The following is a 12,453-nucleotide window of genomic DNA, read 5'->3' on the forward strand; positions in this document are numbered from 1 at the left end:
GGCGCCGCGTCGCGGCCCTCACCACGTACAACGACGACGCATTCCCGGATCGCCCCCGGCGACCTCAGCCGTCGAAGCGGACCCGGCCCGAGCCGGGGACGACCTCGCCGATCACGAACGCGTGGTGGCCGTGCTCGCCGAGGACCTCGACCGCCCGGGCCACCGAGTCGGCCGGCACCGCGGCGACCATGCCCACGCCGAGGTTGAACACCCGACGCATCTCGTCGACGTCGACGTCGCCGATCCGCTGCAGCTCGTCGAAGATGCGCGGCGGCTCCCACGACGCTCCGTCGACGACGGCGTCGGCGGCGTCGCCGATCACGCGGTTGAGGTTGCCGGGCAGCCCACCCCCGGTGATGTGCGCGACCGAGTGCACGGGGACCGCCTCGAGCAGGGCCCGGATGGCCGGCGCGTAGATCACCGACGGCAGCAGGAGCTCGTCGGCCACGGTCGGCGCGTCGGGTCCCTCCCACGCCGGGTCGTCGAGCGACCGGCCGGCGACGTCGAACATCAGCCGCCGGGCCAGCGTGTAGCCGTTGGACCGCAACCCGGGTGAGGGCAGGGCGATCAGCACGTCGCCGGGGGTGACGGCCTCGCCGGTCAGCATGCGGGACCGCTCGACGGCGCCGACGGCGAAGCCGACGAGGTCGAACTCGCCCGGCTCCATCACGCCCGCGTGCTCGGCCATCTCGCCGCCGACGAGCGCGCACCCGGCCTGCCGGCACCCCTCGGCGACGCCGGCGACCAGCTGCTCGACGACGTCGGGGTCGACCTTGCCGATCGAGATGTAGTCGAGGAAGAACAGCGGCTCGGCGCCCTGGCACACCAGGTCGTCGACGCACATGGCGACGAGGTCGAGCCCGATCGTGTCGTAGCGCCCGGTGGCGGTGGCGAGGAGGGCCTTGGTGCCGACGCCGTCGGTCGTCGACACGAGCACCGGCTCGTCGTAGGCCGCGGCGTCGAACGCGAAGAGGCCACCGAACCCGCCGATGCCGCCGAGCACCTCGGGCCGGACCGTGGAGCGCACGAGCGGCTTGATGCGGTCGACCGCGTCCTCGCCGGCGTCGATGGAGACGCCCGCGCCGGCATAGGTCTCACCCATCGGCGCGGTCCCCCGCCGCGGCGTCGTGGCTCGGCAGCAGCCCGGCGTCCTCGAGCAGCACGGAGCCCATCTCGGAGACGCCCTCCTCCTCGCCGGGGGCGGCACCGCCGTCGAGCACGGCCTTGCCGATCTCGACGGGGATCTCGACCGGGTAGGTGCCGGTCAGGCAGGCGTCGCAGAAGCCCGCCCCGGGTGCGCCGATCGCATCGACGAGGCGATCGAGGGTCAGGTAGGAGAGGGTGTCGACGTTCAGGTACCGCCGGATCTCCTCGACCTCGAGGTTGGCGGCGAGCAGCTCGCCCCGGGTGCCGGTGTCCATGCCGTAGAAGCAGGGCCAGCGGTACGGCGGCGACGAGACCCGCAGGTGGACCTCTCGGGCCCCGGCCTCGCGCAGCATGCTGACCATCGCCTTGGTGGTGGTGCCGCGCACGATCGAGTCGTCGACGACGACGAGCCGGCGGCCGTCGATGTTCTCCCGCAGCGGGTTCAGCTTCATGCGCACGCCGAGGGCGCGCATCTCCTGGCTCGGGGCGATGAACGTGCGGCCGATGTAGCGGTTCTTGACCAGCCCGTGGCCGAACGGCACGCCGGAGCGGCGGGCGAAGCCCTCGGCGGCGGGGATGCCGGACTCGGGCACGCCCATGACCATGTCGGCGTCGACCGGCGCCTGGTCGGCCAGCCGCTCGCCCATCCGGACCCGGGCCTGGTGCACGTTGCGGTCGTAGAGCTGGGAGTCGGGCCGGGCGAAGTAGACGAACTCGAACAGGCAGAGCTTCGGATCGATCGACGCAGGGTCGAACGGCCGGAGGGACCGCACGCCGTCGCCGTCGATGACGACCATCTCGCCCGGGTCGAGCTCGCGGACGAAGTGCGCGCCGACGACGTCGAGCGCCGGCGTCTCCGAGGCGAGCACCCAGCCGGAGTCGAGCTTGCCGAGGCAGAGCGGGCGGAACCCGTGCGGGTCGCGCAGGCCGATCACCCGCTGGCGGTCCATGAGCACGAGCGAGAACGCACCGTCGAAGCGCGGCAGCACCTGGAGGAGGGCCCGCTCCAGCACGTCGTCACCGGCACGGACCTGGTCGCAGGCCTGGGCGATGACCTCGGCCATGGCGTCGGTGTCGCTCGAGACGGTGCCGGGCAGCATGCCGGCCTCCTCGACGAGCTGCGCGGTGTTCACGAGGTTGCCGTTGTGGGCGAGCGCGAACTGCACCTGCCCGACGTCGCGGAACACCGGCTGGGAGTTCTTCCACATGCTCGAGCCGGTGGTCGAGTAGCGGGTGTGGCCGATGGCGAGGTCGCCGTCGAGCGCGGCGAGCGTCCGGTCGTCGAAGACGTTGGAGACGAGGCCCATCTCCTTCACCACCGTGAGGTGGTCGCCGTTGGAGCTCGCGATGCCGGCCGACTCCTGGCCGCGGTGCTGCAGCGCGTAGATCCCGAGGTAGGCGAGGTGGGCGACGGGCGAGCCCGGAGCGTAGACGCCGAAGACGCCGCACGCCTCCCTCGGCTTGCCGGCTTCGGGGTCGATCAGCTCGGGCTCGGTCGGCTCGCCGTCGAGGTGCTCGTCTGCGCGGAGCGCACCGTCGGACAGGGCGCGGACCTCGTCGGGGCGGGACGCGGGGGGCACCTCTCCATGCTCTCACATCGGGGGTGTCGTCGGCACCGGCGCAGCCGTGGCACCTGACCGTCGGAACAGGGGAACAGGCGGCCCGCCGGGGGCGTTGCAGCGCCTCAGGACGTGCCGGTGAGGACCCATGGGGTGCGCACGAGGCGCGCGACGTCGAACCGCGCCGCCACGTCCGCAGCGGTGAGCCGCTCCCCGTCGTCGGCCAGCCCGGCCGACCAGGCGAGCCGGCCGACCACCGACGCGACGTCCTCCCCGAGCGCCAGCCGGTCGGCCAGCGTCACGGCGCCGTCCCGCTTCGCGAGCCGCTCCCCCGACGGCCCGAGGACGAGCGGCACGTGCAGGTAGCGCGGGGTCGGCAGTCCGAGCAGGCGCTGCAGCAGGACCTGGCGGGGGGTCGTGTCCCAGAGGTCGTCGCCGCGCACGACGCGGTCGACGCCCTGGTCCGCGTCATCCACGACGACCGCCAGGTTGTACGCCACCGCACCGTCCGCCCGGCGCAGCACCAGGTCGTCGACGATTGCGGTGCGCGCCCCGAGCAGCTCGTCCTCCACGGTCACGGTGGCCCCGCCGGCACGCAGGCGCAGCGCGGGCGGGCGGCCCGACGCCTCGCGCTCGCGGCGCTCGTCGTCGGTCAGGGAGCGGCACGTGCCGGGGTAGGCGCCCTCGACGTCGGGGCCGTGCGGCGCCACCGACGCCTCCCTGATCTCGCGGCGCGTGCAGAAGCACGGGTACGTCAGCCCTGCCGATCCCAGGTCGGCCAGCGCGGCGGCGTACCGGTCGTGGCGCTCCGACTGGCGCACCACGGCGCCGTCGTGGTCGAGGCCGAGCGCCGCCAGGTCTGCGAGCTGGGCCTCGGCGACCTCGGCCGCGCGGGGGTCGCCGGGCGAGGTGGTGAGGTCCTCGACTCGGACGAGGAACCGACCGCCCTCGGACCGCGCCGCGGCCCAGGCCAGCAGGGCGGTCCGCAGGTTGCCGAGGTGCAGCGGGGCGGACGGGCTCGGTGCGAAGCGTCCGGTCGGCACCTACCGCACGACCGTGAACGGCACGCCGACGGTCAGGTACTGGCCCCGGTTCGGCGCGACCGCGACGAGCTGGTCGTAGTACCCGAGCCCGAGCAGTCCGGGGCGGCTCAGCTGCGGCTGCACGGTCCCTGCGTAGCAGAGGAACCCGTCCCGGCCGACGGCGTCCTCGCAGCCGGGCAGCGCCACCTCGACTACGTCGCTCCACGGGCCCTGCGGCGCGGGCGCGACGCGCACGGAGATCCGGTCGGTGAACCCCGGCCACGGGCTGTAGGCCATGACGTAGACGCCGTGGACCTCGTCCCACGACACGGTCAACGACGCGACCGGTGCCCGGGGGTCCTCGCCGCCGCTCGACCCGGCGATGACCGGCGCGGCCGACGTCTCGTTCGAGGTCCAGGCGGCCCCGTTCCAGTAGGTCCACGCGCTCCTCGTGCCGGCGGCGGCCACCGGGACCCGGCCGACCGTGCAGGGCCCGAAGCGATCGGGCCACTCGACGCCCGGACCGTCGGGGGGCGACTCGCAGTCGTAGCCGTAGACGAAGGTGCCGTCGGTCGTCGCCGCGGTCCCGTGCTCGTGCCCGACCGGGAACAGGTGCTGGGTCACGACCGTGCCGGTGATCGGCTCACCCGCCGGCGGGTCCGCCGGGTCGTAGGTCCACCGGACGAGCGCCACGCCGCGCGGCTCGATCTCGAGCGGCTCGTCACCGAGGCACACGTTGCCGAAGAAGGCGGTCACCACGTCCCGCTGACCGGTCCCGTCGGTGCGCACGGCCGACAGCGGCCACATCGCCCGGGTCGGCCGGTCGGCCGGGCACGACCAGGGGGTCCCGACCGGCGAGACGAACCGGACCGGCGCGCCGCCCGGTGCGGCGTCCTGCGTCACGTTCGGTGAGTCGGCCGGCGCCCAGGCCGCGGTGTTGTTCACGAAGTACCGAAGCGACCCGCTGCGGTCGACCTGGCTGCTGTCGCCGAACAGCCACAGGACGGACCCGTCCCGGAGCGGCACGCTGACGCCCGCGTCCCGGTCGATGCCGGCGAGCGGGTGCCCCGCGGCGGGGCCGACCGGCGTGGGTGGACCGGCCGGCGCACCCGAGCTGCCGACCGACACCGCCCCGAGGATGGCGGTCCCGCAGGGCCAGGTCCGATCGCCGGTCAGCACGGCACCGCCTCCGGCCGACGGCGCGTCGAGCGCGGTGACGCACACCTGGTGCGAGCCGGCGCCCAGCCCCCCGATCGTGGTGTCGTAGGCGCCGCCCACGGTCGAGACGTCGTGCGGCGTGCCGTCGACCTCGATCCGCACGGTGAGCGGCCCGGTGGTGTCGGGGTCCGCCGCGGTCCCCTGCACCCGCACGCCCGACCCGGCGGTCGGCGTCACCGCCGTCACCGAACCCGCCGGTCGGCGGTCGGGTGGCGGCGCGGGCACGTCGACCACCTGGCACCCGAGCCACGTCGCCGCGCCGGCACCGACGTTCGACGCGATCGCGCACACCTGGTGCGGTCCGGTCGTCGCGGGGAACGGGAACGAGAAGCCGTGCGCGTCGCCGAGCCCGTACCGCTGGCCGAGGTCGGGCCGGTCGAGGTCGGCCCGCTCGACGAGCGCGGGCGCGCCGTCGAGCAGGACGCCCACCTCGATCGCCGCGGAGGTCTCGGGATCGATCGCCCAGCCGTCGACGCGCAGGGCACCGGGTGTGGGCACGATGGCGTCGATCGCGCCGAACGGGTCGAGCGACGGCACGGTCACCGTCGTGCAGCCCAGCGCCCGGGCGCGGTCCCCCGGCCCGACGTTCTCGGCCCACACGCACACCTGGTGCGGACCCGGGCTCAGCCCGGTGAACAGCACGTCGAACCCGTGCCACGGGCCGAGGTGCGGGAGGGCGGCGCCGATGTCGGGGCGGTCGCGATCGGCCAGGCCCACCACCGTGCGCTGCTCGGAGGAGACGGTGACCTCGATCGGGGCGGTCGTGTTCGGGTCGGCCACCCAGCCGACGGCCCGGAAGCCGCCCTGGACGGGGATCACCCCGTCGAGGTGGCCGATCGGTGCGTTGCCGGTCGGATCCGGTTCGTCGGGCCCGAGGCAGCCCGTCAGGGCGGCCGCGGCCAGGGCCAGGAGGGCAGCACGGATCCACCGGTTCCACGTCGGCACGCGCATGACGGCACCCTTCTCGTCCTCGGCCGGGTGCGGCACGGCGGCTGCACCCCTCCTCCGCCGACGCCTGTCCGCCCACGACGGCCGCCGGACCTCCCGCCGTTGACGCTATCGGCGGCTCGGCGCGTTCCGACGCGGGCGACCCACGGCGACCGCCCGCGCGGCGAGGGTGCTCAGCCCTGGGTGGTGCCGGAGCCGATGGCGGCGGGGAGGCGATCCCGCCAGGCGTCGCGGAGGGCCGACAGCTCCAGGTCGACGAGGTCCTTCACGACGAACCGGTCGCCGGCCGCCACGCCGATCCGGGAGTGCGGGACGCCGTGCGCCTCGAGCACGTCGAGGACGGCGCGCACCTGGTCGGCGGCGACGCACAGCACGGCGCGACCGGCCGACTCGGAGAACAGGTCGACGTGGTCCGCGATCCGGGCCGCGTTGACGCCCACGCCCGACGCGACGGCCATCTCGGCCAGGGCGACGCCCAGGCCACCGCCCGACACGTCGTGGGCCCCGAGGACCAGATGGGCCCCGACGAGCTCGCGGACGACCCCGGCCACCGCCGCGACGGCGTCGAGGTCGACGGCCGGCAGCTCCCCGCGCCCGCGGTGCCCGCGCCGCGCCGCCCACTGGGAGCCCGACAGCTCGCGGACGGTTTCGCCGACGAGGATCAGGCGGGCACCGTCGACCAGCTCGGGCATCGGCGGCCGGCGGTCCAGACGGTCGAGCAGGCCGAGCACGCCGACGACCGGGGTGGGGTCGATGTCGCTGCCGCGGCTCTCGTTGTAGAGGCTCACGTTGCCGCCGATGCAGGGCACGCCGAACGCCCGCAGCGCGTCCGACAGACCGTCCACCGACTCGGAGAACTGCCACATGACCTCGGGGTGCTCCGGGTTCCCGAAGTTCATGCAGTTGACCATCGCGATCGGGCGGGCACCGACGACGGCGAGGTTCATGATCGACTCGCACATCGTCATGACCGATCCGGCCCGGGGGTCGACGGCGCACCAGAGGTGGTTGCCGTCGGTCGTGAGGGCCATCCCGCGGCCGGTGTCGTCACCGGTCGTCGGGTGCTTCAGCCGCAGCACCGCGGCGTCGCCGCCGGGCCCGACGACCGTGTTGAGGAACAGCATGTGGTCGTACTGCGACCACACCCACGACGTGTCGCAGACGAGCTCCACCAGGTCGGCGCCGAGGTCGTCGGGAGCCGGGAGCGAGGCCGCCCCGTCGGAGCGCCGCGCCTCGAGGTCGGCCGGCGGCGCCATGGGGCGGTCGTAGAGCGGCGCGTCCTCCTCGAGCGACTTGGCGGGCACGTCGGCGAGGACCTCCTCGCCACGCTCGGTGACGATGCGGAGCCGACCGCTGCCGGTCACCTCGCCGATCACGGTCGCCCGGACCTCCCAGCGCGCCGCGATCTCGAGCACGGCGTCGAGCTTCGCCGGCTCGACGATGGCCAGCATCCGCTCCTGGGACTCCGAGGTCATGACCTCGAACGGCGCCATGTGCGGCTCCCGGCGGGGGACGGCGTCGACGTCGACGTCCATGCCGGCGCCGCCCTTGGCGGCGGTCTCGGAGGTGGCGCACGTGATGCCCGCCCCACCCAGGTCCTGCACGCCGACGGCCAGGTCGCGGTCGAGGAGCTCGAGGCAGGCCTCGATCAGCCGCTTCTCCTCGAACGGGTCGCCGACCTGCACGCTCGGCCGCTTGTCGGCGTCGGCCTCGTCGTCGCCGAAGCCGGCGCTCGCCAGCACCGACACGCCGCCGATGCCGTCGCGCCCGGTGCTCGACCCGAGGAGCACGGCGAGGTTGCCGACGCCCTCGGCACGGCCGAGCACGAGGCGCTCGGTCGGCATGACCCCGAGGCACAGGACGTTGACCAGCGGGTTGCCCTGGTACGTCTCGTCGAAGACCGTCTCGCCGCCGATCGTGGGGACGCCGACGGAGTTCCCGTAGCCCGACACGCCCGACACCACGCCCTCGGCGATCCACCGGGACCGCGCGTCGTCGAGCGGGCCGAACCGCAGCGGATCCATGACGGCGATCGGGCGGGCGCCCATGGAGAAGATGTCGCGGAGGATGCCGCCGACGCCGGTGGCCGCACCCTGGTACGGCTCGATCGCGGACGGGTGGTTGTGGCTCTCGATCCGGAGCGCGGCGGCGATGCCGTCACCGACGTCGACGACGCCGGCGCCCTCGCCCGGCCCGACGAGCACCCACGGCGCCTCGGTGGGGAACCGGCGCAGGTGGATGCGGGAGCTCTTGTACGAGCAGTGCTCCGACCACATCACGGAGTACATGGCCAGCTCGAGGTGGTTCGGCTCGCGGCCCAGGATCTCCCGGATGCGCTCGAGCTCGTCGTCGGTCAGGCCGAGCGCCCGGTGCACGGGCTCCTCGGGCGGATCGCCCGCCGGGGCGGTGGCGGTGTCCTCAACGGCGGTCGGGTCGGGCGCGGCCATGACCGCAACCTACCTGCCGCCGCGTTTCGGTCCGGAACCCGCTTGAACGAGCGTTCACGGAAATGGCCAAATGGAGCGCTGGAGGATCAGCACGTTCGATGAGAAATGGTCAGCGGGAGGAATTCTGCCTCCCGGATTGAACTTGCGGCCGTGCGGGTGTGGAATTCCCTTCCATGGCACCTGCGACGAAGTCCAAGAAGCGCGTGGTCACCGACGAGCACAAGGCCGCAATGGCCGCCGGTCGGACCGAGGCCCGAGCGGTCAAGAACTACCTCGATGCACTCGAGGTGACGCGCCCCAAGCGGGGCCGGAAGCGCACGCCCGATTCGATCAATCAGCGCCTCGTGAAGATCTCGGCGGAGCTCGACACGGCCTCCGATCCCATGAAGCGGCTGTCGCTCACCCAGGAGCGCATCGACCTGGAGCGGGAGCTCGGCACGCTCGAGTCGAAGGTCGACATCGACATGACGGCGCTCGAGAAGGCCTTCGTCGGCGCTGCAGCCTCCTACAGCGCCCGCAAGGGCATCACCTACGCCGCCTGGCGCGAGGTCGGCGTGCCCGCCGCGACGTTGAAGGCCGCAGGCATCTCACGCGCCTCCTGAGGCGACCGCCCCGGGCTGCGCGTCAGCGGCTCGGGGTGAGCCCCGCCCCGGCGGCCACGAGCACCGAGCCCATCAGCACCCGGCCGTCGGTGGACCCCAGCAGCGCGTTGCACGCCCGCTCGGGGTGGGGCATGAGGCCGACGACGTTGCGACCCTCGTTGCAGATGCCGGCGATGTCGTCGACCGACCCGTTCGGGTTGTCGACGTAGCGCAGCACGATGCGGTCATCGGCCCGGAGCACGTCGAGCGTCTCAGGCGAGCAGGTGTAGTTGCCCTCGAAGTGGTTGATCGGGACTCGCAGGACCTGCCCCTCGGTGGCCTGCGAGGTCAGCACGCTGTCGGTGCTCTCGACCCTCAGGTCCACGTGCTCGCAGCGGAACTTCAGGCCGGCGTTCTTCTGCAGGGCGCCGGGCAGGAGCTGGGCCTCGGTCAGCACCTGGAAGCCGTTGCAGATGCCGACCACCGGTCCACCCGACCGAGCGAAGTCGCGCACGGCGCCCATGATCGGCGAGAAGCGGGCGATGGCCCCCGGCCGCAGGTAGTCGCCGTGGGCGAACCCGCCGGCGACGACGACGGCGTCGAAGCCGTCGAGGTGGTCGTGGTCGTGGAACACGACCTCGGCGTCGCCGCCGAGCGACCGCACGGCCTCGACGACGTCCATCTCGCAGTTGGTGCCGGGGAAGGCCACGACGGCCACGTCGGCGGCCACGGTCAGGACGCCCCCGACGTCGCCGGCTCGCCGATCGTGACGAACGAGTCCTCGATCACCGGGTTCGAGAGGAACCGGTGGCAGAGGTCGTCGACGAGCGACGCGGCGGCCGCCCGGTCCCCCGCCTCCACCTGGAAGCGGATGGACTTGCCGACCGACACCCCGGTCACGCCACCGAAGCCGAGCGCCGGGAGCGCCCGTTCGATCGTGGCGCCCTGGGGATCCGCGATCCCGGGTCGCAGGCGCACCTCAACGGTCACGTCGAAGATCATGTGACCAACTCTCCCACACCGGCGGGCGGTGGCCCGTCCCGCCGGGGCGTGCCATCGACCACGGCCGGCCGGCGGGACGGAGGAGCGTGCGGCGCGGCCGGGCCGGCCCGGCGTCAGCCCGGCCAGTCGGCCAGCGAGCGGCCGCAGATCCGCTCGTACGCCTGCCGGTAGCGATCGGCGGTGGCCTCGACGACCTCGGCGGGCAGCGGCGGGGGCGGCGGGGTCTTGTCCCAGTCGAGCGACTCCAGGTAGTCCCGCACCGGCTGCTTGTCGTAGCCCTGCGGCGTCGCGCCCGGGGCCCAGTCCTCGATCGCCCAGTAGCGCGACGAGTCGGGGGTGAGCACCTCGTCGGCGAGCACCAGCTGCGGCTCGCCATCGGCGTCGGCCACCCAGCCGAGCTCGAACTTGGTGTCCGCCAGCAGGAACCCGGCCGACTCGGCGCGCTCGGACGCACGGCGGAAGATCGCCAGGCTCGCGTCCCGGGCCAGCTCGGCGACCTCGCCGCCGAGGATCTCGACCGCCAGGTCGAACGTGATGTTCTCGTCGTGGTCGCCCACGGCGGCCTTGGTCGACGGGGTGAAGATCGGCGCGGGCAGCCGGTCGGCCTCGACCAGGCCCGCCGGCGCCGGCATGCCGTGGATCGTCCCGGCGCTGCGGTACTCCTTCCACGCCGATCCGGCGAGGTAGCCGCGGACGATGCACTCCACGGGGATCATGTCCGCCCGGCGGCAGAGCATGACCCGGCCCGCGAGCTCCTCGGACCGGGAGCCCTCGGGCAGGTCGGCGACGTCGGTCGAGATGAGGTGGTTGCCGATCACGTCCGACACGGCCTCGAACCAGTGGGCCGACATGGCGGTGAGGACCCGGCCCTTGTCGGGCACCGGCTCGTCCATGACCACGTCGAACGCGCTGATCCGATCGGACGCCACCATCACCAGGCGCCCGTCACCGGCGTCGTAGAGGTCGCGGACCTTGCCGCGGTGGACGTGGGTGAGCGGGATGGCGGTGGGCGGGTTCACAGGACCGGCGCTCCTTCGTAGCTCGCAGCGTCGGGGTACCGCTTCGCCAGCTCCCCCACCCGGTCGACGAACGTCCGGGCCTGGGTGCCGGCGTTGCCGACGTACGACGCGGGGTCGCCGAGCGCGTCGCGGAGGGCGTCGGCGTCGAGGCCGAGGCGGGGGTCGGCGGCGAGGCGCTCGACGAGGTCGTTGTCGTCCCGGCCCGATTCGCGCATGTCGAGCGCCACCGCGACGGCGTGCTCCTTGATCACCTCGTGCGCGGTCTCCCGGCCGACCCCGGCGCGCACCGCCGCCATCAGGACCTTGGTGGTGCCGAGGAACGGCAGGTAGCGGCGCAGCTCCCTGTCGATCACGGCCGGGAAGGCGCCGAACCCGTCGAGCACGTCGATCAGCGTCTGGAAGACGCCATCGGTCGCGAAGAACGCGTCGGGCAGCAGCACCCGACGCACGACCGAGCAGGAGACGTCGCCCTCGTTCCACTGCTCGCCGGCGAGGCCCGCGGCCATCGTGAGGTGGCCGTCGAGGATCACGCGGAAGCCGTTGATCCGCTCGCAGCTGCGGGCGTTCATCTTGTGCGGCATGGCCGACGAGCCGACCTGCCCGGGGCGGAACCCCTCGGTCACGAGCTCGTTGCCGGCCATTAGCCGCAGGGTCATGGCGAGCGACGAGGGGCCGGAGGCGAGCTGCACCAGGGCCGACACCACCTCGAGGTCGAGCGACCGCGGGTACACCTGCCCGACGTTGGTCAACGTGCGGTCGAAGCCCAGGTGGCGCGCCAACGCCTGCTCCAGCTCGTCGAGGCGCTCGGGGTCGCCGTCGAGCAGCTCGAGCTGGTCGAGCTGCGTGCCCACCGGGCCCTTCAGGCCGCGCAAGGGGTAGCGGCCGATGAGGTCCTCGAGCCGCTCGACCGCGAGCAGCAGCTCCTCGCCCGCGTTCGCGAACCGCTTGCCGAGGGTGGTCGCCTGCGCCGCCACGTTGTGGCTGCGCCCGACGATCACCGTGTCGGCGTGCTCGAGCGCGAGGTCCGCCAGGCGGACGAGGGCGGCCACGGCACGGTCGCGCACGATCTCCAGGCCGGTGCGGACCTGCAGCTGCTCGACGTTCTCGGTGAGGTCCCGGCTGGTCATGCCCTTGTGGGCGTGCTCCTGGCCGGCCAGCTCGGAGAACTCCTCGATGCGGGCCTTCACGTCGTGGCGCGTGACCCGCTCCCGGGCGGCGATCGAGTCGAGGTCGACCCGGTCGACGACCGCCTCGTACGCGTCGATGGCCTCTGCCGGGACGTCGATGCCGAGCGACCGCTGGGCCCGCATGACGGCGATCCAGAGCCGCCGCTCGAGCACGATCTTGTGCTCCGGCGACCACAGCTCCGCCATCTCGGGGCTCGCGTAGCGGCTGGCCAGGACGTTGGGGACGCTCACCCGTCCATCATCCCCCACCGGGACGTCCCCCGGACAACGGTCCCGGCTCGCGATCCGGCCCCGCCGGGGTTCAAGGTCGGGCGCCCGGAGGCC

The 12,453-nt window shown here is 73.6% G+C and carries 10 protein-coding genes; 1 reads left to right on the top strand and 9 read right to left on the bottom strand.

All coding sequences use genetic code 11. The features are described 5' to 3' along the window. Positions 1 to 64 precede the first annotated feature (64 nt). The 5 genes from purM to purL all read right to left on the bottom strand — a co-directional run bounded on the left by purM (position 65) and on the right by purL (position 8,340). Entirely contained in the window at positions 65 to 1,102 is a 1,038-nt protein-coding gene (gene purM / locus LH044_RS12135; RefSeq protein WP_227755848.1) for a phosphoribosylformylglycinamidine cyclo-ligase, read from the bottom strand. Next, positions 1,095 to 2,726, bottom strand: a complete 1,632-nt coding sequence (purF, locus tag LH044_RS12140; protein ID WP_227755849.1) for an amidophosphoribosyltransferase — start codon at positions 2,724 to 2,726, stop codon at positions 1,095 to 1,097. Before purF ends, purM begins: the two co-directional genes overlap by 8 nt. Before the next feature lie 104 nt (positions 2,727 to 2,830). Further along, positions 2,831 to 3,748, bottom strand: coding sequence for a tRNA glutamyl-Q(34) synthetase GluQRS (gluQRS, locus tag LH044_RS12145; protein WP_227755850.1), 918 nt, complete (start codon positions 3,746 to 3,748; stop codon positions 2,831 to 2,833). Then, positions 3,749 to 5,896, bottom strand: coding sequence for a DUF5005 domain-containing protein (locus LH044_RS12150; protein ID WP_227755851.1), 2,148 nt, complete (start codon positions 5,894 to 5,896; stop codon positions 3,749 to 3,751). Between the two features lie 170 nt (positions 5,897 to 6,066). After that, complete coding sequence (gene purL, locus LH044_RS12155; RefSeq protein WP_227755852.1) at positions 6,067 to 8,340, bottom strand: phosphoribosylformylglycinamidine synthase subunit PurL; 2,274 nt, start codon at positions 8,338 to 8,340, stop codon at positions 6,067 to 6,069. A 173-nt stretch (positions 8,341 to 8,513) separates the two neighbouring features. On the opposite strand from purL, the gene LH044_RS12160 reads away from it, so the two are divergent. Next, the gene (locus LH044_RS12160) at positions 8,514 to 8,942 is read left to right on the top strand and encodes a hypothetical protein (RefSeq protein WP_227755853.1); all 429 of its coding nucleotides are present in this window, start codon (positions 8,514 to 8,516) and stop codon (positions 8,940 to 8,942) included. 22 nt (positions 8,943 to 8,964) lie between these two features. Here the strand turns inward: LH044_RS12160 and purQ are convergent, their stop codons facing one another. The 4 genes from purQ to purB all read right to left on the bottom strand — a co-directional run bounded on the left by purQ (position 8,965) and on the right by purB (position 12,315). Next, on the bottom strand, positions 8,965 to 9,651 hold the full coding sequence (gene purQ, locus LH044_RS12165) for a phosphoribosylformylglycinamidine synthase subunit PurQ (protein ID WP_227755854.1): 687 nt from the start codon (positions 9,649 to 9,651) through the stop codon (positions 8,965 to 8,967). Between the two features lie 2 nt (positions 9,652 to 9,653). Then, entirely contained in the window at positions 9,654 to 9,923 is a 270-nt protein-coding gene (purS, locus tag LH044_RS12170; RefSeq protein ID WP_227755855.1) for a phosphoribosylformylglycinamidine synthase subunit PurS, read from the bottom strand. A gap of 113 nt (positions 9,924 to 10,036) precedes the next feature. Beyond that, the gene (locus LH044_RS12175; RefSeq protein WP_227755856.1) at positions 10,037 to 10,942 is read right to left on the bottom strand and encodes a phosphoribosylaminoimidazolesuccinocarboxamide synthase; all 906 of its coding nucleotides are present in this window, start codon (positions 10,940 to 10,942) and stop codon (positions 10,037 to 10,039) included. Next, positions 10,939 to 12,315, bottom strand: a complete 1,377-nt coding sequence (purB, locus tag LH044_RS12180; protein ID WP_374210621.1) for an adenylosuccinate lyase — start codon at positions 12,313 to 12,315, stop codon at positions 10,939 to 10,941. Before purB ends, LH044_RS12175 begins: the two co-directional genes overlap by 4 nt. Between the last annotated feature and the right edge of the window lie 138 nt (positions 12,316 to 12,453).

The organism is Dermatobacter hominis, from assembly GCF_020715685.1.
In the GTDB taxonomy this organism is placed as follows: Bacteria; Actinomycetota; Acidimicrobiia; order Acidimicrobiales; family Microtrichaceae; genus Dermatobacter; species Dermatobacter hominis.